This is a genomic window from Stenotrophomonas chelatiphaga, assembly GCF_001431535.1.
GTDB lineage: Bacteria > Pseudomonadota > Gammaproteobacteria > Xanthomonadales > Xanthomonadaceae > Stenotrophomonas > Stenotrophomonas chelatiphaga.
The window spans coordinates 1-22,619 of record NZ_LDJK01000076.1 but is presented as its reverse complement, the minus strand read 5'-3'; the positions used below and the strand labels follow the sequence as shown (position 1 = coordinate 22,619).

General features: G+C 66.3%; 21 protein-coding genes. 9 read left to right on the top strand and 12 right to left on the bottom strand.

What is annotated here, in order from left to right; translation table 11 throughout:
• Positions 1-64 precede the first annotated feature (64 nt).
• On the bottom strand, positions 65-1,891 hold the full coding sequence (locus ABB28_RS14900) for a sulfatase-like hydrolase/transferase (protein WP_057687167.1): 1,827 nt from the start codon (positions 1,889-1,891) through the stop codon (positions 65-67).
• Positions 1,892-2,381: 490 nt separating this feature from the next.
• Between ABB28_RS14900 and ABB28_RS14895 the strand changes: the two genes are divergently transcribed.
• Positions 2,382-3,899, top strand: coding sequence for a fumarate hydratase (locus tag ABB28_RS14895; RefSeq protein WP_057687166.1), 1,518 nt, complete (start codon positions 2,382-2,384; stop codon positions 3,897-3,899).
• Positions 3,900-3,946: 47 nt separating this feature from the next.
• On the opposite strand, the gene arsC is transcribed toward ABB28_RS14895, so the two are convergent.
• The 3 genes from arsC to ABB28_RS14880 form a co-directional block, all read right to left on the bottom strand.
• On the bottom strand, positions 3,947-4,288 hold the full coding sequence (arsC, locus tag ABB28_RS14890) for an arsenate reductase (glutaredoxin) (protein ID WP_057509373.1): 342 nt from the start codon (positions 4,286-4,288) through the stop codon (positions 3,947-3,949).
• Entirely contained in the window at positions 4,288-5,442 is a 1,155-nt protein-coding gene (locus ABB28_RS14885) for a phospholipase A (RefSeq protein WP_057509372.1), read from the bottom strand. The genes arsC and ABB28_RS14885 overlap by 1 nt, the downstream gene beginning before the upstream one ends.
• Before the next feature lie 129 nt (positions 5,443-5,571).
• The gene (locus ABB28_RS14880) at positions 5,572-6,057 is read right to left on the bottom strand and encodes a DUF456 domain-containing protein (protein ID WP_057509371.1); all 486 of its coding nucleotides are present in this window, start codon (positions 6,055-6,057) and stop codon (positions 5,572-5,574) included.
• Positions 6,058-6,290: 233 nt separating this feature from the next.
• On the opposite strand from ABB28_RS14880, the gene ABB28_RS14875 reads away from it, so the two are divergent.
• Positions 6,291-6,494: a cold-shock protein gene (locus ABB28_RS14875; protein ID WP_019185917.1), complete on the top strand. Its 204-nt coding sequence runs from the start codon at positions 6,291-6,293 to the stop codon at positions 6,492-6,494.
• 97 nt (positions 6,495-6,591) lie between these two features.
• On the opposite strand, the gene ABB28_RS14870 is transcribed toward ABB28_RS14875, so the two are convergent.
• Positions 6,592-7,083: a glycine zipper 2TM domain-containing protein gene (locus ABB28_RS14870; protein ID WP_057509370.1), complete on the bottom strand. Its 492-nt coding sequence runs from the start codon at positions 7,081-7,083 to the stop codon at positions 6,592-6,594.
• Positions 7,084-7,267: 184 nt separating this feature from the next.
• On the opposite strand from ABB28_RS14870, the gene ABB28_RS14865 reads away from it, so the two are divergent.
• Positions 7,268-8,080: a tRNA threonylcarbamoyladenosine dehydratase gene (locus ABB28_RS14865; protein WP_057509369.1), complete on the top strand. Its 813-nt coding sequence runs from the start codon at positions 7,268-7,270 to the stop codon at positions 8,078-8,080.
• A gap of 32 nt (positions 8,081-8,112) precedes the next feature.
• Here ABB28_RS14865 and ABB28_RS14860 read toward each other — a convergent pair whose 3' ends face one another.
• Complete coding sequence (locus ABB28_RS14860) at positions 8,113-8,892, bottom strand: TatD family hydrolase (RefSeq protein WP_083492047.1); 780 nt, start codon at positions 8,890-8,892, stop codon at positions 8,113-8,115.
• Complete coding sequence (locus tag ABB28_RS14855) at positions 8,889-9,104, bottom strand: DUF6116 family protein (protein ID WP_057509368.1); 216 nt, start codon at positions 9,102-9,104, stop codon at positions 8,889-8,891. Before ABB28_RS14855 ends, ABB28_RS14860 begins: the two co-directional genes overlap by 4 nt.
• Before the next feature lie 162 nt (positions 9,105-9,266).
• Between ABB28_RS14855 and ABB28_RS14850 the strand changes: the two genes are divergently transcribed.
• The 6 genes from ABB28_RS14850 to ABB28_RS14825 all read left to right on the top strand — a co-directional run bounded on the left by ABB28_RS14850 (position 9,267) and on the right by ABB28_RS14825 (position 14,212).
• Positions 9,267-10,097, top strand: coding sequence for a glycine zipper 2TM domain-containing protein (locus ABB28_RS14850; RefSeq protein WP_057509367.1), 831 nt, complete (start codon positions 9,267-9,269; stop codon positions 10,095-10,097).
• A gap of 140 nt (positions 10,098-10,237) precedes the next feature.
• Complete coding sequence (locus tag ABB28_RS14845; protein ID WP_057509366.1) at positions 10,238-10,783, top strand: GNAT family N-acetyltransferase; 546 nt, start codon at positions 10,238-10,240, stop codon at positions 10,781-10,783.
• Positions 10,784-10,862: 79 nt separating this feature from the next.
• Positions 10,863-11,522: a glutathione S-transferase family protein gene (locus ABB28_RS14840; protein WP_057509365.1), complete on the top strand. Its 660-nt coding sequence runs from the start codon at positions 10,863-10,865 to the stop codon at positions 11,520-11,522.
• A gap of 83 nt (positions 11,523-11,605) precedes the next feature.
• Positions 11,606-12,166: an NADPH-dependent FMN reductase gene (locus tag ABB28_RS14835; RefSeq protein WP_057509364.1), complete on the top strand. Its 561-nt coding sequence runs from the start codon at positions 11,606-11,608 to the stop codon at positions 12,164-12,166.
• A 231-nt stretch (positions 12,167-12,397) separates the two neighbouring features.
• Positions 12,398-13,822, top strand: coding sequence for a replicative DNA helicase (locus ABB28_RS14830; RefSeq protein ID WP_057509363.1), 1,425 nt, complete (start codon positions 12,398-12,400; stop codon positions 13,820-13,822).
• 174 nt (positions 13,823-13,996) lie between these two features.
• Positions 13,997-14,212 (top strand): hypothetical protein, encoded by a 216-nt coding sequence (locus ABB28_RS14825; RefSeq protein ID WP_057509362.1) that lies wholly within the window; start codon positions 13,997-13,999, stop codon positions 14,210-14,212.
• Between the two features lie 84 nt (positions 14,213-14,296).
• Here the strand turns inward: ABB28_RS14825 and lpdA are convergent, their stop codons facing one another.
• The 5 genes from lpdA to ABB28_RS14800 form a co-directional block, all read right to left on the bottom strand.
• Positions 14,297-15,733 carry a dihydrolipoyl dehydrogenase gene (gene lpdA, locus ABB28_RS14820; protein ID WP_057509361.1) on the bottom strand — a complete coding sequence of 479 codons (1,437 nt, stop codon included), beginning with the start codon at positions 15,731-15,733 and terminating at the stop codon, positions 14,297-14,299.
• 132 nt (positions 15,734-15,865) lie between these two features.
• Positions 15,866-17,071, bottom strand: coding sequence for a dihydrolipoyllysine-residue succinyltransferase (gene sucB / locus ABB28_RS14815; RefSeq protein WP_057509360.1), 1,206 nt, complete (start codon positions 17,069-17,071; stop codon positions 15,866-15,868).
• 41 nt (positions 17,072-17,112) lie between these two features.
• Positions 17,113-19,944, bottom strand: coding sequence for a 2-oxoglutarate dehydrogenase E1 component (locus ABB28_RS14810; RefSeq protein WP_057509359.1), 2,832 nt, complete (start codon positions 19,942-19,944; stop codon positions 17,113-17,115).
• A 186-nt stretch (positions 19,945-20,130) separates the two neighbouring features.
• On the bottom strand, positions 20,131-21,033 hold the full coding sequence (locus ABB28_RS14805) for a GNAT family N-acetyltransferase (RefSeq protein WP_057509358.1): 903 nt from the start codon (positions 21,031-21,033) through the stop codon (positions 20,131-20,133).
• A gap of 2 nt (positions 21,034-21,035) precedes the next feature.
• The gene (locus ABB28_RS14800; protein ID WP_057509357.1) at positions 21,036-22,466 is read right to left on the bottom strand and encodes a ribosomal protein uL16 3-hydroxylase; all 1,431 of its coding nucleotides are present in this window, start codon (positions 22,464-22,466) and stop codon (positions 21,036-21,038) included.
• Positions 22,467-22,619: the final 153 nt, after the last annotated feature.

Below are 22,619 nucleotides of genomic sequence, written 5' to 3'. Positions count from 1 at the left end.
GGGGCGCATTGTGCGCCCCGTCACCGTGGTTGCGACATGAATGACGCAGGAGGCGACGCCTCGCTCAGCCGGTGGGATCCGCTGCTGTCGGCGAATGCAGTGCACCGGCGTTCAGCAGCTGCATCTGTTGGAGGATCACGGCGGTGGCGGTGGCGGGCGCATGGCTGTCCTTGATCGGTTGGTAATCTTTGTCACGTACTTCCATCCCGTACGGGCGGACCAGCAATGTTTCGTCGCCCAGACGCACCGCACGCGATGTCCACGACTCCACCAGCAGCGGACGCTGCGCGGGAAGCGCTCCGAACAGGTCCACTCCGGCGGCAAAGTCTGCTGGTGGATTGGTGCAGGACAACAGGTGGCGCATCAGCGTCGGCGCGACATCCATGTGGCTGGTCACCGCCGGCTCCTGCGCCGGAGCGCGTCCGGGCCAACGAACAAGCATCGGCACACGGGTCTGCACGTCGCTGAAATTACTGTTGTGTCCCCAGTCGTTCTGGCCCAGGTCGTTGAACGATTCGCCATGGTCACTGGTGATGATCACAACCGTGTCATCGCTGCGGCCGGTGTCGTCCAAGGCCTGCAGCAGCTCACCGATGCGCGCGTCCGCACCCAGCACGGCATTGCGATAGCGATTGAACAGCGGCTTGGGATCGGTCGAGCGCCCGGTCTTGAAATGTGCGCCGGCGGACGCCTGCGGCAGGAAGCGCTGTTCGGCCTCTGCCGGCACCGCATAGGGCGCATGCGCGCTGTCCAGCAGGATGAAGCCGAAGAAGGGCTGGTCGGCCGGCTGCCCACGCAGTGCCGCGGTCATCTGCCCGACAACATCCCGGTCACGCTCATCAGGCGCGACCTGCGGCGATGCGGTGTGCAAGGGTGCATCGGTCTCGACGAATACCGCGCGGTCCAGGCGGGCACCTGCCAGTGATGCCCCCCCGTAAAGATGGAAAGCGTAGTTGTAACGCTGCAACTGGCGAAGCAGTTCCGGGCCACGACGATGGTGGATCATCGTCTGGGTATACAGCGCCGGCAATCCGTAGAACAGCCCGAAAACACCGTGCATGGTGTTGTTGCCGGTGCTGTAGTGCTGATTGCCCTGCCATGCATCGGCGGCAAAGCGGGCGGTGTTCGGCATCTGCTCCGTGGTCAGCATATCGTGGCGCAGTGAATCGACCACGATCACCAGGACGTTGGACAGCCGCTTGGGCTGGCATTGCAGCGCCGCGCGCGGGTACGACAGCGCGGCGTTCGCGGCCGGTTGCGTGGCAAGCCGGACCTGTGATCGATCATCGGCCGCCCAGCCCAGCCTGGCCATCTGCCGACGCGCGGTTGCGGTTTGCAGCCATGGGATTGCACGTAATCCCGCCATGGCATCGGTACGGCCCTGGGCGTCGTACCAGATGCCAAGGCCCTGGCTGAGGGCCACCATCGGCACCGCCAGTGCCATCCACCGCCAGCGCACGCCCGCGTGTCGACGCGCGCGCAGGATACGGACGAGAAGGTATTGGCACGCAGCGGCCACGCCCACCGCCAAACCGGCCAGCAGCCATGTGCCGCTGCTCAGCCCCAGTTGCCCGAGCAGGCCGCCGTCGAACATCAGCGCGATCACCAGCCCGTTGATATGGAAGCCGAACTGATTGAACACGCGCGCATCCACGACAATCAGGACCCACCACAGCAGGGTGAGGACGAACAGGCTGGGCAGTGCCACCGGCCGCAGGAGAGGGACGCGGTCCATCAACCATACCGGCAGGCCGACGACGAGCATCATGGTGCCGAGCTGCGCAACCAGTGCAGCGCCAAGGAAGAACCGCGCGTCCGACGCGGCAGGCCATTCGACGTTGATCAGTACCGGGATGGCAAGAAGCACTGCATTGACCAGCAGGTAAGACACCAGCCACGCGTTGCAGCGGGCGCCAAGGGAGGGGGGGACTGCGTGGGCCAAGGGGCTGATCCTGCTTCGAACGAATGCAGGACGTTAGGGGGGGGGCACCGCGACGCGCCCCATCAATTCAAACAATGAATTGACGGGGCATCAGCGATAGATTGGCTTCGAGATTTTTCAACGTAAACGGCATGCTTTCGCATTGTTATGGCGCATTGAACGCCTATCCGATGCACCTGCTCTGTACCGTTGCTTTTTTTGACCGTGCCGTTCGCGTCGCCGCGAGCGAGGCGCATTTCCTCGCCGGACCCCGCACCCGGATGAGCCGGGCCGGTGATCATTCAGCCCGGAGCATGGCTGCAATGGGGCCGCCATCCGGCCGCTGCAGGCCCTGAACGCCGCAAAGGACACGACTGGCAGGGCAAACAGCCCCCGGTCTGCCGCGCGGGGGTAAAATGGGCGGAATAACCCCCGCCAGCCCCGAGCAAGCGAGCAAGCCGTGACATCGATCAAGCAGGAAGACCTCATCCAGTCCATCGCCGACGCGCTGCAGTACATCTCGTACTACCACCCGGTGGACTACATCAAAAGCCTTGCCGCAGCCTACGAGCGCGAGGAATCACCGGCGGCCAAGGAGGCGATGGCGCAGATCCTGATCAATTCGCGGATGTGCGCCGAAGGCCACCGGCCGATCTGCCAGGACACCGGCATCGTCACCGTGTTCCTGGAAATCGGCATGAACGTGCGCTGGGACGATGCCACCATGGGCGTGGAGGACATGGCCAACGAAGGCGTGCGCCGGGCCTACAACCATCCGGACAACAAGCTGCGCGCCTCGGTGCTGGCCGATCCGGCCGGCAAGCGCATCAACACCCGGGACAACACCCCCGGCGTGGTCAACGTCAAGGTCGTGCCGGGTGACACCGTTGAGGTGATCGTCGCGGCCAAGGGCGGCGGTTCGGAAGCCAAGAGCAAGTTCGCCATGCTCAACCCGTCCGACTCGATCGTGGACTGGGTGCTGAAGACCGTGCCGACCATGGGCGCCGGCTGGTGCCCGCCGGGCATGCTCGGTATCGGCATTGGTGGCACCGCTGAAAAGGCGATGCTGCTGGCCAAGGAATCGCTGATGGAGCCGATCGACATCAACGAACTGAAGGCACGGGGTGCGTCCAACCGCGCCGAAGAGCTGCGCCTGGAACTGTTCGACAAGGTCAACGCGCTGGGCATCGGCGCGCAGGGCCTGGGCGGCCTGACCACGGTGCTGGACATCAAGGTCAAGGACTTCCCCACCCACGCGGCCAACCTGCCGGTGGCGATGATCCCGAACTGCGCGGCCACCCGCCATGCGCACTTCACCCTGGATGGCAGCGGCCCGGTGATGCTTGACCCGCCGTCGCTGGAAGACTGGCCGCAGATCACCTATGACGCCTCCAAGGGCACCCGTGTCGATCTGGACACGATCACCCCGGAAGACGTGGCCAGCTGGAAGCCGGGCCAGACCCTGCTGCTCAACGGCAAGCTGCTGACCGGCCGCGACGCCGCGCACAAGCGCATCGTGGAAATGCTGGACAAGGGCGAGCCGCTGCCGGTGGACCTCAAGGGCCGCTTCATCTACTACGTGGGGCCGGTCGATCCGGTGCGCGACGAAGTGGTGGGCCCGGCCGGCCCGACCACCGCCACCCGCATGGACAAGTTCACCCGCCAGGTGCTGGAACAGACCGGCCTGCTGGGCATGGTCGGCAAGGCCGAACGCGGACCGGCGGCGATCGAAGCGATCCGTGACAACAGGTCGGCCTACCTGATGGCCGTCGGTGGTTCGGCCTACCTGGTGTCCAAGGCGATCAAGGCGGCCAGGGTGGTCGGCTTCGCCGATCTGGGCATGGAGGCCATCTATGAGTTCACCGTGCAGGACATGCCGGTGACGGTGGCGGTTGATTCCACCGGCGAGTCGGTTCACCAGACCGGCCCGCGCGAATGGCAGGCCCGGATCGGCAAGATTCCGGTGGTAGTGGCCTGATAGGCCCCCGGGGTGGGTGACGACCGTGGGGTCGTCACCGCCGCGCGTTACAGAATGTCGAGCACCCGCTCCGGTGGCCGGCACAGGCGCGTGCCTTTGTCGGTGATCACGATCGGCCGGTTGATGAGGCGCGGATGGGCGACCATCGCGTCCACCAGCCGCGCCTCATCGGCGCCGGCCAGCCCCAGTTCGGCAAACACCGGCTCGTTGCTGCGCACCAGCTCCGCAGCGCGCAGGCCGGCATCGGCCAGCACCTTGCGCAGCGCCTGCGCGTCGGGCGGATCGGCCAGGTAATCCACGATGACCGGATCCAGTCCGGCGTCGCGGATCAGCTTGAGCGTATTGCGTGACTTGCTGCAGGCGGTGTTGTGCCAGAGCATCACGGACATCAGAACCACTCCAGCAACGACACGCCCACGCCGATGTAGGTGGCCTTGTGGTTGTAGTCGATCATGCTCTCGCCGTAGCCATCGAACACCTGGACATGGCCGCGCAGCAGGTTGCTGATCGGGAACCCATAGTCGATCTGCAACGCGCCGTGCGAGCGGTCACCACCGCGCAGCGAATGCCGCCCCATCAGCGCGACTTCATGGCCGTTGCGGTTCCACACCAGAGTGGCGTCGCCGCGGCCCATGTAATCCTGGATGTCCGGGTTGTTGTCATCGCTGCGCGACTCCGGCAGGCGGTACCACGGGCGCAGGGTCAATGCCCAGTTCTCGCGGTCCAGGCCGACACTGACGATCACCCGGTTCCAGCTGCGCGAGAACGGATCGGCCCGGCCATTGGACTGGTGGTTGATGCCGATGGCACTCATGCGGCCGCGCCAGCCACCGATGGAGTAGCCATTGCGGAACACTGCCATGACCTCCGGTTCGTAGTTGGTTTCGCGGAACGGGCGCGAGTTGTCGGCGTTGTAGGCCTGCCAGCGCGAGCTCTGGGTATAGCCGGCCCAGATGTCACCGTTGTCGCCGAACAGGTTCTCCACGATCTTGGTCTTGAAGCTCAGCTGGAACTTCAGCTCGTTGCTGTCCAGCAGCTGCGGGGTGGTCACCGTGTTGGCCGGGTTCGGCGACTGCGGAGCGAGATTCTTGTCGCTGGTCCAGAACGCCGGCAGCAGGTACACCGGCTTGTAGGCGCGCAGCTGGAACGGCCCCAGCTTGGAGTCTTCGGCCAGCTCCCAGCGGCTGTCCAGCAGCGAGCCGCGGCCGGCATTGGCCAGCGCCGCATCGTGCGGGGCCGGGCGGAACAGGTCGCCCACGCGCGAGCGCAGTTTCTCCTCGCCTTCGCTGACCCGGACTTCGCGGCGTTCTTCCTTGCGCGCCACCGCAGCGGCTTCGGCTGCGGCGTCGGCCTGCGCGGTGGTGGCCTGGGTGGGACCGAACAGCTGGTCATAGCAGGCAAGCCGCGCCGCGTCGGTGGTGATGGCGGCGCAGGCGCTGGGCGAGGTTGCAGGCGAAGCGGTGAATTCCTGCGCGGCCAGCGGAGCGCTGGACAGGGCCAGCACCAATGGGGCCAGGCGGGGAATCGGGGAGGTGAGGGTCATTGCTGCGGGCCCTTGCACGAGGCTGAATAGGAGAGTGAGGAGCAGTGTGGCGTGCGTCGGCGTTGGCCGCCAGTGGTCGAAGCGGTTATGCCAGTGCCCCCTGTGAAGCGGCGTGAAACCGCAGTGAGTTCAGAGCAGCCAGGCAAACGCGAAAAGCCCCAGCATTGCCACCAGCAGCGCGACCTTCAGCGCCATCCCCAGCAGGATGCCGAGCCACGTGGCCAGCCCCACCCTGGTGGAACGGCCGAGTTCGCGGCTGTGCCAATACTCGCCGACCAGCGCGCCCAGCAGCGGCCCGAGGAACAGCCCGACAGGCATGAAGAACAGCCCGGCGATGCTGCCGATGAAGGTGCCCCACAAGGCCTTGCGGCTGGCCCCCACGCGCTGCGCCCCGACCACCGTCGCCAGCACGTCCACCACGAACGACAGCACGGTCAGGACGGCCAGCACCGTCAGAACGGGCCAGCCGACATGGACGAAGCCGTCAGCCCACGCGGCCAGCAGCAGGCCGAGGAAGACCAGTGGAATGCCGGGAAGCGCTGGCAGCACGATGCCGGCGATGCCCAGCGCGATGCAGAGAGCCGCTACCAGATACAAGATGAATGAGAGGTCCATGCTTTACCGTATGGAGGTCTAAAAGGGGTTGACACATTGATCAATCTACCCGTTGCATTTTCATTTATGCCGGGTTAACGTGACCCCGCTGAGCTTGGCAAGGTCACCGTGGATCGTGGCCTGATGATGGTAGATCCCAGCGATCCGCTACATCGTTGCACCTCGCTTCCTCCTTGCTCGTCAGCCGCCTGTCAGGGCGTAACCAATTACAAGACAGTAAGGGAGTAGCAAAGATGGCTGAGAAGGGCACCGTCAAGTGGTTCAACGATGCGAAAGGCTTTGGTTTCATCAGCCGTGAGAGTGGCGAGGATGTGTTCGTGCATTTCCGCGCCATCGAATCGCAGGGCTTCAAGTCGCTGAAGGAAGGCCAGGCCGTCGAGTTCGAGGTCGTCACCGGCCAGAAGGGCCTGCAGGCCGACAAGGTCAAGCCGCTCTGATTGAACGCGCCGCGTTTGTTTCAGCAGAAGGGCCCGCGCGAGCGGGCCCTTCTGGTTCATGTCGCTGCAACGGCTGGCAGCAGCAACGCTGCCAGGATCAGCGCAGCACCACGCGGCCGTTCACAACGCGCACGTAGGTGTTTTCGCGGATCCCGCCCAGGTCACGCTGGTTGACCACGATGGTGCGGCCATCATCCATGCGCACGGCGATATCGTAGGTATCGCTGGTGACGTTCTTCTGGATCTGGTTGCCGGCCAGTGCGCCGCCGACCGCGCCTGCAGCCGCGGCGATGTTCTTGTTGCCACGGCTGCCGCCGGTGTGGTCGGAGATTTCATGGCCGGCCACGGCGCCGACGATGCCGCCGAGCACCGCACCGGTCGCCGACGGTGCCGCACGGCCGGAGGCCACGGTATTGATGCGGGTGACGATGCCGCAGTCCGCGCAGCGGTTGGTGTTGTAGTTGCCACCACTGTTGCCGTAGCCGCTGTTGGTGTTGCCGTAACCGCCGCCGCCGTAACCGGGCGAGGTGGCACAACCGGCCAGGGCAAGGGTGGCGACAACACTCGCGGCAATGAGCTGGATTTTCATGGGTGGTTCTCCTGGCCAGAAAGGGTGGTAGGCGTCTGGTGCGCTTGGGAGGGATCCTCCTTCTTTGAACGTGAACGGCGCGCCAACCATTCCCCCATTTCATGGCTGGCGGATGAACCACGCCCAGCGTACGCGCGGCACGGGCCCTGCACGGGAACGGCCCGACACCCGTTAAAATGGCGCGATGAATGATCAGATCAAAGAACGCTTCGCCGGCGTTGAACGGCTGTACGGGCGCGGATCGCTGGAGACCCTGCAGGCGCGGCGGGTCGCCGTGGTCGGCATGGGCGGGGTCGGCTCGTGGGTGGTGGAGGCGCTGGCCCGTTCGGCGGTAGGCCACCTGACCCTGATCGATGCCGATGATATCTGCGTGTCCAACACCAACCGCCAGCTGCCGGCGATGGAGGGCAACTACGGGCGCAACAAGTCGGTGGCGATGGCCGAGCGCTGCCGCGCCATCAATCCGGCCATCGACGTGGATGCGGTCGAAGCGTTCCTGACCCCGGCCAACATGGCCGAGCTGCTTGATCGTGGTTTCGACCTGGTCATCGATGCCTGTGACAGTTTCCGGGTCAAGGTGGAAACCATCGCCTGGTGCCGCCGGCGCAAGCTGCCGCTGCTCACCGTCGGCGCCGCCGGAGGCCGCACCGATCCCACCCTGGTGCGCGTACGTGATGTATCACGCACTGAACACGATGCGATGCTGGCGCTGATCCGCAAGAAACTGCGCAGCGAGTTCAACTTCCCGAAGAATGCCAAGCGTTACTTCGGCGTGCCGGCGATCTATTCCCTGGAAAACGTGCGCTATCCGCAGGCCGACGGCAGTGTCTGCGGGATACGCCCGGAACTGGGCCCGGACGCGGCGCTGAAGCTCGACTGCGGTGCCGGACTCGGCGCGGCGACCCACATCACCGGCGCGTTTGCGTTCGCCGCGGTGGCCAAGGCGCTGGAGATGCTGCTTTCGCCGAAGAAGCAGGTCGCCGACGCGGCCGGATGACGCCGGCGGTTCCGGCCCGGTCGCAATGCAGGTCAGGCGGCCGCGGCGGGCAGCCCGAACAACCGCTGCGCGTTGACCGTGGTCGCCTCGGCAAGCGCCTGCAGGCTGATGCCCCGGCGTCCGGCGATGTGCGTGGCGATGTCACGCAGCCGTGCCGGTTCGTTGCGCTGGCCGCGGATTCCCTGATCCGGCTGGTCGGGGGCATCGGTTTCCAGCAGCAGCTGCTCCAGCGGCATGGACTGCACCAGGCGATGCAGGCGCTGCGCGCGGTCGTAGGTGACCGGCCCGCCGAGTCCCAGCAGGAAACCGGCCTTGTGCAGTTGTGCAGCCTGTTCGGGGCTGCCTGAGAAACTGTGGACCACCCCGCGCAGACCGCCCACCCGGCGCACCGCGGCGATCACCGCATCCACCGCGCGCCGCGCATGCACGATCACCGGCAGATCGAATTCCCGCGCGAGCTCCAGTTGGGCCACGAAGTAATACTGCTGCAGGTCGCGGTCGAGGTCTTCGATGAAGAAGTCCAGGCCGCATTCGCCGATCGCGCAGGGGCGCTCGCGTTCGATCCACTGGCGCAGTTCGTCAACGTGTCCCTGCGCATGCTCGGCCAGGAACACCGGATGCAGTCCGTAAGCGGGATACAGTCCGGGGGCCTGCAGGCAGACATCGCGCAGCTTCGGCCAGCTTGCCGCGGTCACCGCCGGCACTACCTGCGCCCGCACGCCGGCAGCGCGGGCGCGCTCGATCACCTGCGCACGGTCCGGATCGAACTCAGCGGCATCCAGGTGGCAATGACTGTCCACCAGCACGGTCAGCGCAGCTCCAGCGGCGGCGCCTTGGGCGGCGACCGGGTTTTCCAGCTGGCCAGCAGCAGGGTGCCCATGCCGAGCAGCAGTTCGTCCACGAACGGAATCGGGTCAGGCACCACCAGCGTGATCGCGAACAGGCCGGCGGTGAGCTTGAACAGGGTGGGGAAGCGCAGTCGGCGCGCCCAGTTGAGCAGGGGCAGCAGCATGGGGTTGGCCATCGTCGAGTTCCGTGAGGTACCAATGCAAACGCTATCATGGGCGTAGGTCCGCAGTTTCCTGAATGGGAGGCCGGACATAAAGGTTCTGTCGATATTCCGTTCAGCCAGCGCGTGCTGCAATCCACATCGTGAACGTTGCGGGTGGTCCGCAAGGAGCAGGTCATGAAATCAACTACTACTACTGTCCTGGTCGCCGCAGGCGCGCTGCTGGTCGGTGGCATCGCCACCGCCGCCTTCATGAAAAGCGGTGACACCTCTCCTGGTTACGTGACCGCCGCCGATGGAACCGTGCTGCCCGATGGCAGCGTGGCCGAGGACGGCGTGCGCACCGATGCGCTGGATGTGGAGGCACGGCGCGGGCTGGAATATGCCGACGTGCTGAAGGTCGCGCCGATCACCCAGAAAGAAAAGGCCTACGCCACGGTCATCGGTACCGAGGCGGTGCGCCAGACCTCCAGCACCCAGACCCCGCATGAGGTGTGCGAGGACGTGGTGGTGCAGGAACGCCTTCCCGAGCGCGACGGCAACGTCGGCGGCACGGTCGCCGGTGCGGTCATCGGTGGCCTGCTGGGCAACCAGGTCGGCGGCGGCAACGGTCGCAAGGTCGCCACCGCCGCAGGCGCGGTGGCTGGCGGCATGATCGGCAACAACGTGGACAAGCGCCATGTCGGCGGCCGCGTGGTCAACCGTACCGAGCGCCAGTGCCACACCGAAACCACCACCTCCGAGTCCAGCCAGGTGACCGGTTACAACGTCACCTACCGCAACGAAGATGGCACCACCGGCACGATGCGCATGGACAGCAAGCCGGGCAACCGGATCGCCATGGGCAACACCGATGTGGTCAAGGGGTACGACGTGACCTACCGCTACGACGGTGCCGAGAAGACCATCCGCATGAACGACAAGCCGGCCAGTGATCGCCTGCCGGTGGTGGATGGACAGCTGGTCACCCAGACCGCTGCGGCTGACGTCGGTAGCACCCGTCAGTAACACCGGGTGGACGTGATCGCGGTACAAGGACAGGTCGGCGCAAGCCGGCCTGTTTTTGTAACGCCGGGTGGGCGTGATCGCGGTACAAAGACAGGTCGGCGCAAGCCGGCCTGTTTTCGTTTTCCCTGCAGGAAGCCAGCATGAGCATCTTCGATCTCCGTCTTGAAACCGAGCGCCTGATCCTGCGGCCGCCGCAGGCCGTCGACCTGCAGCCCTATCTCGACTTCAGCGCGGACGAGGCGGTGATGTCCCATCTCGGCGGTGTACAGCCGCCCTCGGTGGCCTGGCGCAGCTTCTGCGCGCTGGCCGGTGCCTGGCAGTTGTTCGGCATTTCGATGTTCAGCGTCATCGAGAAATCCAGCGGGCAGTGGGTGGGCCGGCTGGGGCCGTGGCAGCCGCTGGACTGGCCCGGTACCGAAGTGGGCTGGAGCATCCGGCGCCAGAGCTGGGGCCTGGGCTATGCGCCGGAAGCGGCCACGGCGGCGATGGACTGGGTGTTCGCCAGCCTGGGATGGGAGGAGGTGATCCACTCCATCGCTGCGGACAACGTCAATTCCAAGGCCGTCGCCGGCAAACTCGGCAGCACGCTGCTGCGCACCGACGAACTGCCGCCACCGCACGCGGGCAAGCCGGTGGAAGTGTGGGGCCAGAGCCGCGCCCAGTGGCTGGCACGGCGCGCGCGCTGACCCGCTTGGCAAGCGCGCGCGTGCTTGCCAGACTGCCCGCCAGCGTCGCCCTGATCGGCGCGGCAACCGGAGCATGATGATGAGCGATGAGCGGATCGGGCTGACCGTCCACGGGATGTCGGTATCCGGCAACTGCCACAAGGTGCGCCTGCTGCTGGAGCAGCTGGGCACGCGCTATCGTTGGGTGGAAGTGGACAGTGCGCACGGGCAGACCCACGCGCCGGAATTCCTGGCCCTGAACCCGAACGCGAAGGTGCCCGTGGTGGTGCGCGATGACGGCCGCGTGCTGCCCGAATCCAATGCGATCCTGTTCTGGCTGGCCGAAGGCACGCCGTTCCTCTCCAGCGACGGCTGGGAGCGCGCGCAGACCCTGCGCTGGATGTTCTTCGAACAGTACAGCCACGAGCCCTATGTCGCGGTGGCGCGCTTCATCTGTGGCTGGACCGGGGCCGATTCACCGCGTCGCGCCGAACTGCCACGGCTGCGTGAGCGCAGTGCTGCCGCATTGGCGGTGATGGAGCAGCACCTGGGCCACGCGCGCTGGTTCAGTGGCGCGGCGTATGGCATCGCCGATATCGCGCTGTTCGCCTACACCGATGTAGCAGGGGACGGCGGGGTTTCCCTGCAGCCGTATCCGGCGGTGGTCGCGTGGCTGCAGCGGGTGCGTTCCCAGCCCGGCTTCGTTGCGATGCCCGAGGTCACTGCCGAGGTCCGCGCGCGCTTCGACCAGGCGTCCTGACCGGCCGGGTGCGCTGCGGCTCTTCACTGGCGACGAAGGCGGGCCGGTCTAGTCTGGCCTGCCCCCGAACAGAAGGTGATCCCGTGGCCGAATACACCATTGCCGTGCTCGTTGGCAGCCTGCGCAAGGAGTCGATCAACCGCCGCCTGGCACGCGCGCTGGAGAAGCTGGCGGCGGGCAGGGCGCGCTTTGACTTCGTGGAGATCGGTGACCTGCCGCTCTACAACCAGGATTTCGATGCGGATTACCCCGCGCAGGGCAAGCGTCTGAAGCAGCAGATCCGCGGCGCCGACGCGGTGTTGTTCGTGACGCCGGAATACAACCGCTCGGTGCCGGGCGTGTTGAAGAACGCCATCGACATCGGCTCGCGGCCGTATGGCCACAGCGCGTTCGCGGGCAAGCCGGCAGCGGTGATCGGTGCCTCCATCGGGGTGATCGGCACGGCGCTGGCACAGCAGCACCTGCGCAACATCCTGGCCTACCTGGACATGCCGGTGCTGGGCCAGCCGGAGGCCTTCCTGCACTTCAAGGAAGGACTGATCGACGAAGCAGGCACCATCAGCAATGCCGGCACGCAGGAGTTCCTGCAGGGCTTCGTCGACCGCTTCCTGACCCTGGTGGCGGTACACGGCAAGGGCGCCTGAACCGCCGGCGACATCGGGCGGGGTGAACGACGCCTGCGATCTGCGATAATGGAGGCCTGCAGGTGCCGCAACGGCACCTGTCGCAGGTAGTGCGACGCCTCCGCGCCACGCTGGCCGGGCATTGGCGGATATCCCCCGTTTCTCCACGGCTTATCCACAGGCTTGTCCATGGCGGCAGGGTTGCCCGCATGCCTACACTGATCTCGCCACTTCTGTAGGAAATTCCGCCGCATGGCTGCTCGTTCCGGCTTCAAGTCCGACCGCAGGGAGCGCTCCGATCGCTTCGACCGCGATGAATCGCGCATTGATTCCCTGCGCGTGCCGCCGCATTCGGTCGAAGCCGAACAGGCGGTGCTCGGCGGCCTGATGCTGGCCCCGGATGCATTCGACCGCGTCAACGACCAGTTGAATGAAGTCGACTTCTACCGCCGCGACCACCAGATGATCTACCGCGCGATCCGCGAGCTGTCCGAGCGCGATCGTCCGTTCGATGCGGTGACGCTGGGCGAATGGTTCGAATCGCAGGGCAAGATGGAACTGGTCGGCGACGGCGCCTACCTGATCGAACTCGCCAGCACCACGCCGTCGGCGGCGAACATCGTGGCCTATGCGGAGATCGTGCGTGACAAGGCGGTGCTGCGCCAGCTGATCCAGGTCGGCACGGATATCGTCAACGACGGCTTCCAGCCCGAAGGCCGCGAGAGCAGCGAACTGCTCGCCAGCGCCGAAAAGTCGGTGTTCGCCATCGCCGAACAGGGCGCGCGCGGACGCACCGATTTCGTGGCCATGCCCGGCGCCCTGAAGGACGCCTTCGAAGAGCTGCGCAACCGCTTCGAGAACGGCGGCAACATCACCGGCCTGCCGACCGGCTACAACGATTTCGATGCGATGACCGCCGGCCTGCAGCCGACCGACCTGATCATCCTGGCGGCGCGTCCGGCGATGGGCAAGACCACGCTGGCGCTGAACATCGCCGAGTACGCGGCGATCAAATCGAAGAAGGGCGTGGCGATCTTTTCGATGGAAATGTCGGCCTCGCAGCTGGCCATGCGCCTGATCTCCTCCAATGGGCGCATCAACGCACAGCGCCTGCGTACCGGCCAGCTTGAAGACGAGGACTGGAGCCGGGTTACCGGCGCGATCCGCATGCTGAAGGAAACCAAGATCTTCATCGACGATACGCCGGGCGTGTCGCCGGAGATCCTGCGGTCCAAGTGCCGCCGCCTGAAGCGCGAGCACGACCTGGGCCTGATCGTGATCGACTACCTGCAGCTGATGAGCGTGCCGGGCAACAGCGAAAACCGCGCGACGGAAATCTCCGAGATCTCGCGTGGCCTGAAGGGCCTGGCCAAGGAACTCAACGTACCGGTGATCGCGCTGTCCCAGCTCAACCGCTCGCTGGAAACGCGAACCGACAAGCGCCCGGTGATGGCCGATCTTCGCGAATCCGGCGCTATCGAGCAGGATGCGGACATGATCGTCTTCATCTACCGTGACGATTATTACAACAAGGAAAACTCGCCGGACAAGGGCCTGGCCGAGATCATCATCGGCAAGCACCGTGGTGGTCCCACTGGCTCGTGCAAGCTGAAGTTCTTCGGCGAATACACCCGCTTCGACAACCTGTCGCACGACTCGGTGGGTTCGTTCGAGTAACGGTGGTCGAAACAGGGAGTGACGGCCGCTGGCCGCCATCGGCGAAGGCCGCTGGCCGACCTGCGTCCGCTGTTCGTCGCCGCATCCCGGGCTTCGTCGCATTTCCGTTGCGCGGCAGCCGGCCGCCGGCAACGATGGCCCCAAGGCGGCACGGTGCCGCCAGGGAGACCTGTCATGAAGACCCTGTTCGCGCTGGGCGTGTGGTGCCTGCTGTTCGTGCTGTGCTGGCCGCTGGCGATCCTCGCCCTGCTGGCGTGGCCGCTGGTGTGGCTGCTGAGCCTGCCGTTCCGGCTGGTCGGGGTGACCTTCTCGGCGTTGTTCGCCTTCCTCGGCGCGGTGCTGATGCTGCCGGCCAGGCTGCTGGGAGCAGGGCGGGCGCAGGCCGCCTGAGCACGGCGCAACAAAAAACCCCGCCGTGGCGGGGTTTCTTGATGTGAAGCGTGACGGCCCGCGGCCGTCACTACCACGGGCGGATCAGTTCGCCTTGTGGATGGCACGCTTGCTGACCGCCATGGCCGCATCGTGCACCACTTCGGACAGCGACGGATGCGCATGGCAGATACGCGCCAGGTCATCGGCCGAACCGCTGAACTCCATGGTCAGCACGCCTTCGTGCACCAGCTCGGACACGTTCGCGCCCACCAGGTGCATGCCCAGGATGCGATCGGTTTCAGCGTGTGCCAGCACCTTGACGAAGCCGGTCGGCTCGATCATCGCGACCGCACGGCCGTTGGCGGCGAACGGGAAGCTGCCGGCCTTGTACGGAATACCCTCGGCCTTCAGCTGCTGCTCGGTCTTGCCGACCCAGGCCAGCTCCGGCTCGGTGTAGATGACCCACGGAATGGTGTCGAAGTTGACGTGGCCCGGCTCGCCGGCGATCAGCTCGGCAACCGCGATGCCTTCCTCGAAGCCCTTGTGCGCCAGCATCGGGCCGCGCACGCAGTCACCGACCGCCCACACGCCGTCGACGCCGGTGTGGCAATGCGCGTCCACTTCGATCTGGCCACGCTCGTTGATCTTGACGCCGGTGCCTTCGGCCAGCAGGCCCTTGGTCGCCGCGCGACGGCCGACGGCCACCAGCAGCTTGTCCACGACCAGCGACTTCTCGCCTTCGGCATCGGTGTAGGTCAGCGCGACTTCGGCCTTCTTGCCCTTGCCGGACACTTCAGCCTTGGACACCTTGGCGCCCAGCTTGATGTCCAGGCCCTGCTTCTTGAACTCCTTCAGCGCGACCTTGCCCACTTCGGCATCGGCAGCGGCCAGGAAGTCCGGCAGGGCTTCCAGGATGGTGACTTCGGCGCCGAGGCGCTTCCACACGCTGCCCAGCTCCAGGCCGATGACGCCGGCGCCGATCACGGCCAGGCGCTTGGGGACTTCGGTGAAGTCCAGGCCGCCGACGTTGTCGACGATGGTCTCACCGTCGAACTTTGCGAACGGCAGTTCGATCGAGTCCGAACCGGCGGCGATGATCACGTTGGTGCCCTTCAGCTCGACGATCGAACCATCGTGCTGGGTGACCTTGACCACGTTGTCCTTCTGCAGCTCGCCGAAGCCGTAATACGCAGCCACCTTGTTGGCCTTGAACAGCATGGCGATGCCGCCGGTGAACTGCTTGACGATCTTGTCCTTGCGGCCAACCATCGCTTCGACGTCGATCCTGGCGTCCTTGAAGCTGATGCCATGGTCGCCAAAGATATGGCCCATGTTCCAGTACTGGCGCGAGGAATCGAGCAGCGCCTTGGACGGGATGCAGCCCACGCGCAGGCAGGTGCCGCCGAGGGCGGGCTTGCCATCCTTGCCCAGCGCCGCGTCGATGCAGGCCGTCTTCAGGCCCAGCTGCGCGGCACGGATGGCGGCGTGGTAGCCGGCCGGGCCGGCACCGATGACGACGACGTCGAATTGTTCAGCCATTTGAGAGTCCTTGATGCAGTCCTCGACCCGTGCAAGCGGGCCGGTGGCGCAGTGCGCCGGGGGGCGGGCAGGGCCGTTGGCCGTGCCCCGGATCGACAGACCCCTCCCGCGGGCGGGAGGGGTCGGCGGGTCTTACAGGCCGAACAGCATGCGGCCCGGGTTTTCCAGCTGGTTCTTGATGTCCACCAGGAACTGCACCGAATCCTTGCCGTCGATGATGCGGTGGTCGTAGGACAGCGCCAGGTACATCATCGGCGCGATCACGACCTGGCCGTTCTCGGCGATCGGACGTTCCTTGATCGCGTGCATGCCCAGGATGGCGCTCTGCGGCGGGTTGATGATCGGGGTGGACAGCAGCGAACCGAAGGTGCCGCCGTTGGTCACGGTGAAGGTGCCGCCCTGCAGGTCTTCCAGGCTCAGCTTGCCGTCGCGCGCCTTCTTGGCGTAGTCGGCGATGCCCTTTTCGATGTCGGCGAACGACTGGCGTTCGACGTTGCGCAGCACCGGGGTGACCAGGCCCTTGTCGGTGGACACCGCGATGGAGATGTCCGAGTAGCCGTGATAGATCACGTCGTTGCCGTCGATCGAGGCATTGACCAGCGGGAAGCGCTGCAGCGCGTTGGCGGCGGCCTTCACGAAGAAGCTCATGAAGCCGAGCTTGATGCCGTGGGCCTTCTGGAACTCTTCCTGCAGCTCCTTGCGCGCCGCCGACACCTTGGCGAGGTTGACCTCGTTGAAGGTGGTCAGCATCGCGGTGCTGTTCTTGGATTCCATCAGGCGGTCGGCGATGCGCTTGCGCATGCGGGTCATCGGCACGCGTTCTTCCGGACGCGCACCACCGGCCTTGCCGGCGCCGCCGTTGCGGGCGTAGTTGACGATGTCTTCCTTGGTCACCGCGCCACGACGGCCGGTGCCGTCCACGTCGGCCGGGTTCACGCCTTCGGTGATCGCCGAGAAACGGGCGCCCGGGGGCAGCGAATCGGCCGCCGACTTCGACGCCGGTGCCGGGGCCGCAGCCGCCGGGGCAGCCGCCTTGGCCGGTGCGGCCTCGGCCTTCTTCTCTTCAGCGGCCGGGGCCGGTGCAGCGGCTTCGGCCACAGCGCCTTCCTCGATGATCGCCAGCACCTGGGCGCTGGTGACGGTGTCGCCTTCCTGGAACTTGATTTCCTTCAGCACGCCGTCGACGGTCGACGGGACTTCCAGAACGACCTTGTCGGTCTCCAGGTCAACCAGATTCTCGTCACGCTTGACGGCGTCGCCGACCTTCTTGTGCCAGGTGGCGATGGTGCCGTCGGAGACGGATTCGGGCAAAACCGGGACTTTGACTTCGGTGGCCATGCGGGAGCTTCCTGGGTTCGTATTTCTGGAATAGGGGAGGGTTATTCGGCGACCGAGTCGTCGAACGGGTTGACCAGGGCATCGGCGACCAGCTTCTGCTGCTCGATGACATGGTCAGCCATGTGACCGGCGGCCGGCGATGCCGAGCGCGCGCGACCCGCGTAATGAAGGCTCTGGCCATCGGCCACGCAGAACTGCAGGTGGTGGCGGATCTGGTACCACGCACCCTGGTTCTGCGGCTCTTCCTGCGTCCACACCACGTCGGTGGCCTTGCCGTACTTCTTCAGTTCGGCGGCCAGCAGCGCGCGCGGGAACGGGTAGAGCTGCTCCACGCGGATGATCGCCACGTCGTCCTGGCCACGCTTGGTCTGGTCTTCCAGCAGGTCGTAGTAGACCTTGCCCGAGCACAGCACCACGCGCTTGACCTTCTTCGGGTCGGCCTTGGCATCGCCGATCAGGTGCTGGAACTCGCCATTGGCCAGTTCTTCCAGCGTCGACACGGCCAGCTTGTGGCGCAGCAGCGACTTCGGCGACATCACCACCAGCGGCTTGCGGGTGGTCAGGTGCTGCTGGCGACGCAGCATGTGGAATGCCTGCGCCGGGGTGGACGGGACCACCACCAGCATGTTCTCCAGCGCGCACAGCTGCAGGAAGCGCTCCAGGCGCGCCGAGCTGTGTTCCGGACCCTGGCCCTCGTAGCCGTGCGGCAGCAGCAGGGTCAGCCCGGTCAGGCGGCCCCACTTGGCTTCACCGGCGGCGATGAACTGGTCGATGACCACCTGGGCGCCGTTGGCGAAGTCGCCGAACTGGCCTTCCCAGATGCACAGGGTGCCCGGGTCGGTGGTGGAGAAGCCGTACTCGAAGGCCATCACCGCTTCTTCGCTGAGCAGCGAATCGATGATGGTGGCCTTCTCCGGCGAATCCACCAGCTGGCGCAGCGGCAGGTAGTACTGGTCGGTGTTCTGGTCGTGCAGGATCGCGTGGCGGTGGGTGAAGGTACCGCGGCCGACGTCCTGGCCGACCAGGCGCAGGCGGTGGCCTTCGTCCAGCAGGGTGGCGTAGGCGAGGTTCTCGGCAAAACCCCAGTCGCCCGGGATCTCACCGGCGGCCATCTTGCGACGGTCTTCGTACACCTTGGCCACGCGCGAATGCACCTGCACGGTGTCCGGGATGGTGGTGATCTGCCTGGCCAGCGCGGTCAGCTTGTCCATGTCCACGGCGGTGCTGACCGTGTCCGACAGCTTGCCGTCCAGCAGCTTCGGCCAATCCACGAACAGCGGGCTGGTCGGCGGGGTCTTTTCCACGGTGGCCAGGTCGGTGGTGTACTCGCCACTGTCCAGCTTCACGCGATAGCCGTCGACCAGCGCCTTGCCGGCACCGGCTTCGATCACGCCGGCCTGTTCAAGCTGCTCGGCGTACATTTCGCGGGTGGTCTTGTGCTTGCGGATCACCTGGTACATCAGCGGCTGGGTGATCGCCGGTTCGTCGGCCTCGTTGTGGCCCCAACGGCGGTAGCACATCAGGTCGATGACCACGTCCTTGGCGAACTTCTGGCGGAATTCGAAGGCCAGCTTGGCGGCGAACACCACGGCCTCCGGGTCATCGCCGTTCACGTGGAACACCGGGGCGGCGATCATCTTGGCCACGTCGGTGCAGTACAGCGTGGAGCGCGAATCTTCCGGGTTGGACGTGGTGAAGCCCACCTGGTTGTTGACCACGATGTGTACCGTGCCGCCGACGGCGAAACCGCGCGCCTGCGACATCTGGAACAGCTCCATCACCACGCCCTGGCCGGCGAAGGCCGCATCGCCGTGGATCAGGATCGGCATCACCTGCTTGCGCGCGGTGTCGCTGCGGCGCTCCTGGCGCGAACGCACCGAGCCGGCAACCACCGGATCTGCGATTTCCAGGTGCGAGGGGTTGAAGGCCAGCGCCAGATGCACCGGTCCGCCGTCGGTGCTGACGTCGGCCGAGAAGCCCATGTGGTACTTCACATCGCCTGCGGAGGCGTGGTTGTCGTGCTCGAACTTGCCTTCAAACTCGTCGAACAGCTTGCGCGGGTTCTTGCCCAGCGTATTGACCAGCACGTTCAGGCGGCCGCGGTGGGCCATGCCGATCACTACGTCCTTGACCCCGTCCTTGCCGGCGTCACGGATGATGGTGTCCATCATCGGGATCAGCGCATCGCCGCCTTCCAGCGAGAAGCGCTTCTGGCCCACGTACTTGGTGTGCAGGTAGCGTTCCAGGCCTTCGGCCGCGGTCAGGCGTTCCAGCGTGCGGCGCTTGGTCTCTGCATCGAGCGCGTAATCGCCACCGGCGAGTTCGAGCTTCTTGTAGATCCACTGGCGCTGCTCGACTTCGGAGATGTGCATGAACTCCGCGCCGATCGAACCGGTGTAGGTCGCCTTCAGGCGTGCCAGCAGGTCGCGCAGTTTCATGCGCGGCTGGCCACCCACGCCGCCGGTGCTGAACTCGGCGTTCAGGTCACCATCGGAAAGGCTGTGGAAGGGCAGGCCCAGGTCCGGCGGATTGGTCGGCTCGGCCAGGCCGAGCGGATCCAGGCGCGCACCGAGGTGGCCCCGCGAACGGTAGGCGGTGATCAGGCGGCCGACGTTGCGCTCGCGCTCGTCGCCGGCCCCTTCGCCGGTACCACTCTTCAGCGCGCCTTTGGCGGCGTCGGCGATGTGCGCGATGACGCCCGAGTGCGGAATGTCACCCGCTTCACGGCCCTGGAAGCCGTCGAAGTAGGCCTTCCATTTGGGATCGACACTGTCCGGGGAGACGAGGTACTGCTCGTACAGATCCTCGACATAGGAGGCGTTGCCGCCGGCGAGCTGCGATGACTGCGCAAACTGCTTCAGTAGATTGTCCACGATGGAGAGTGATTATTCGCTTGTGGGGTAGGGCTCTGGAAGTACCCGGCCGACTGGATGAATAGCCATGCACGGGCGCGTTCAAACACCCAAATTGTACCCCCATCCGCCGGGGAAGGGGCGCTGCACGGACACGATTGGCGGCCGCGGTGCCGCTGCCAGACAGGTTGCGCGTCGCCGTCGGGCTCAGATGCCGAGGGCGCGCAGCTCGCTGCAATCCCGCGAACGGTCCCAGACGCGCTGCAATTGCTGCTCCAGCGGCTGCGAGCGTGAGGGCAGTGCAATGCCGGCCTCGCCTTCAAGGCGATGGCCCATCAGACGAAAGTAGTAGTCGCCGGCATCGTTGGCGATGCAGGCCGAGGCCAGCGCCCGGTCAACCGGATCGCTCACCTCGCGGATCTGCACCACGCTGGGCAGGCGTTGCAACAGCGCCAGCAGCGGCGCACCGGCGGCCTGGATCGCGGCGGCATCGTGCACGATGACACGCAGCTGCTTGTCGTGGGCACGGGTGGCGAAGCGGCGCAGCGCCGCCTGCACGGGAGCGGCATCCAACAGGCCGGGATCCAGCTGGCGGTTGTGGACCCACAACCGCCGGCGCGCGCGGTGGATGACCGCGGTGGTCACCGCCACGGCCGCCTGCGCCCCGTCGATGGGGGCGGCGGCGCTGAGCGTGCGCTGCATCTGCTGGTGCGCGATGCCGGCCTCTTCGAAGTGTCCGCCTTCGGGAATGAAACCCTGCCGTGCATAGAACGCACAGGCCGGCAGCTGGGCATGCAGGTGCACCTGCGGCAGCCCGGCCATCGCAGCCGCACGCACCAGCTCCTCCAGCATGGCCTCGCCGACGCCCTGGCTGCGCCATGCCGCCAGCACCGCCATGCGCCCGATGCGGCCATCGGGCAGCAGCCGTCCGGTACCGATCGGCGCGCCGTCGGCATCGCGTGCCAGCACGTGGGTGCAGACCGGATCCAGCGCATCGCGCTCGAGGTCGGCGGGCACCCCCTGCTCGACCACGAACACCTGCTGGCGAACCCCGTGGATCGCTGCGTGATGCGCCGCGTGGTCGGCGCGCTGGACACGGAAGGCGGGCATGTTCAGTGGCGGCGCTGGCCGGCGCCGTCCTCCGGTTCGTCCTCTTCGTCATCCTCGTCGAAGCTGACCACCACCTCCACGCCGTCCTCATGCACGTTCACCTCGCGCACGTCATCGGAAAAGTCATCCACCTCGACGGTGCCCACGGTGTCGGCCGCCACCACGATCGGCGTGGCGTCGGCGGCCTCGTCATCCAGATCGTCGTCGGCCGCGTGCGGGTCGGTCAGCTGGTAGAAGCCCAGCACCATCAGTTCCTGCAGGGCCTGCCGGCCCTTGGCGGTCAGGCCGTTCCACGCGGAGCGGTCCAGCCGCTCGGCGGCCGCGATGCGCTGCGCATCCTTGACCGACACCGCCAGGTCCAGCCCGCTGCAGTACAGGCTGGCGCCGCGCTTGGCACGCCGCCAGGCCAGACGGGCCCAGGGATGCCGTTCCAGCAGCAGGCCGTTGGCCAGCGCGTGGTCGACCTCGTCCAGCGACGGCGCCGGTCCGCTCGGCATCACTTCGCCGGCGGCGCGGTAGGTGGTGATGAAGCGCCCGAACCAGTCGCCCAGCATGTCCGGGTCGTTCATGCGGATGGCATTGAGCGCGGCCACCACGCGGTTCATCGCCGCCACGTCGATCTCGTTCGGATCCTCCGGCAGCTTCAGGTCGGGGTCCTGGTAGCGGATGCCCTCATCGGCATCCACCACCAGGGTGTCCAGGTAATCACTGATCAATTCGGCCGATGCCGGTGCGCGCATGCCGAAGGAGAAGGTCAGGCAGGGGTCTTCGGCCACGCCGTTGTGCGGCACGTTCGGTGGCAGGTACAGCATGTCGCCCGGCGCCAGCACCCAGTCGTGGCTGGGCTTGAATTTCGTGAGCTGCTTGAGTTCGATGTCCGGACGGAAGTCCAGTGGCGGGCGCTTGCCCCTGGTCGATTCGCCGGCATCGATCTGCCAACGGCGATGGCCCTGGCCCTGCAGCAGGAACACGTCGTACTGGTCCACGTGCGCACCGACCGAGCCGCCGGTGGCGGCGAAGCTGATCATCACATCGTCCATCCGCCAGCGCGGCAGGAAATCGAAGTGCGCGATCAGTGCGCGGACGTCCGGGTCCCATTTGTCCACGTCCTGTACCAGCAGGGTCCAGTCCTTTTCCGGCAGGGCGGGGAACACCGACTCCTGGAACGGGCCGGTGCGCACGCGCCAGCCGTCGGTGCTGCGGTCATGTTCGATCAGCCGCGCCAGCACGCCGTTTTCGCAGGCCAGGCCGGCCAGGTCTTCGGGCTGCACGGGGCTCTGGAACCCGGCGAAGGCGTTGCGGATCAGCAGGGGGCGCTTCTGCCAGTAGTCGCGCAGGAAGGTCGCCGGGGCCATGCCCAGCGGCTTGGCGGGGGTGGCGTGGACTTCGATGGCGAAGGTCCTGGCGGTGGAAGCGGATGTGCGTGCGGCCATGGGGGAGGTCCTTGCAGCGGAAACAGGGCGCGGCCTGTGCGGCCGCTGATGGCCTATTGTCCGCGTTCGGACGGGGTGGTGTCGAACGGGTGGGACCCCCTCGCGGTGGGCTGCTTCTGGAGCTGCGGCTGGCGGTGGGCCGGGCGGGGAGGC

Bases quoted from the DNA above. Each gene is read 5' to 3' on its own strand.
- arsC (WP_057509373.1), bottom strand. From the start codon at position 4,288: ATGTCCGTGATGCTCTGGCACAACACCGCCTGCAGCAAGTCACGCAAT.
- ABB28_RS14885 (WP_057509372.1), bottom strand. From the start codon at position 5,442: ATGACCCTCACCTCCCCGATTCCCCGCCTGGCCCCATTGGTGCTGGCC.
- ABB28_RS14880 (WP_057509371.1), bottom strand. From the start codon at position 6,057: ATGGACCTCTCATTCATCTTGTATCTGGTAGCGGCTCTCTGCATCGCG.
- ABB28_RS14875 (WP_019185917.1), top strand. From the start codon at position 6,291: ATGGCTGAGAAGGGCACCGTCAAGTGGTTCAACGATGCGAAAGGCTTT.
- ABB28_RS14870 (WP_057509370.1), bottom strand. From the start codon at position 7,083: ATGAAAATCCAGCTCATTGCCGCGAGTGTTGTCGCCACCCTTGCCCTG.
- ABB28_RS14865 (WP_057509369.1), top strand. From the start codon at position 7,268: ATGAATGATCAGATCAAAGAACGCTTCGCCGGCGTTGAACGGCTGTAC.
- ABB28_RS14855 (WP_057509368.1), bottom strand. From the start codon at position 9,104: ATGGCCAACCCCATGCTGCTGCCCCTGCTCAACTGGGCGCGCCGACTG.
- ABB28_RS14850 (WP_057509367.1), top strand. From the start codon at position 9,267: ATGAAATCAACTACTACTACTGTCCTGGTCGCCGCAGGCGCGCTGCTG.
- ABB28_RS14845 (WP_057509366.1), top strand. From the start codon at position 10,238: ATGAGCATCTTCGATCTCCGTCTTGAAACCGAGCGCCTGATCCTGCGG.
- ABB28_RS14840 (WP_057509365.1), top strand. From the start codon at position 10,863: ATGAGCGATGAGCGGATCGGGCTGACCGTCCACGGGATGTCGGTATCC.
- ABB28_RS14830 (WP_057509363.1), top strand. From the start codon at position 12,398: ATGGCTGCTCGTTCCGGCTTCAAGTCCGACCGCAGGGAGCGCTCCGAT.
- ABB28_RS14825 (WP_057509362.1), top strand. From the start codon at position 13,997: ATGAAGACCCTGTTCGCGCTGGGCGTGTGGTGCCTGCTGTTCGTGCTG.
- lpdA (WP_057509361.1), bottom strand. From the start codon at position 15,733: ATGGCTGAACAATTCGACGTCGTCGTCATCGGTGCCGGCCCGGCCGGC.
- sucB (WP_057509360.1), bottom strand. From the start codon at position 17,071: ATGGCCACCGAAGTCAAAGTCCCGGTTTTGCCCGAATCCGTCTCCGAC.
- ABB28_RS14805 (WP_057509358.1), bottom strand. From the start codon at position 21,033: ATGCCCGCCTTCCGTGTCCAGCGCGCCGACCACGCGGCGCATCACGCA.
- ABB28_RS14800 (WP_057509357.1), bottom strand. From the start codon at position 22,466: ATGGCCGCACGCACATCCGCTTCCACCGCCAGGACCTTCGCCATCGAA.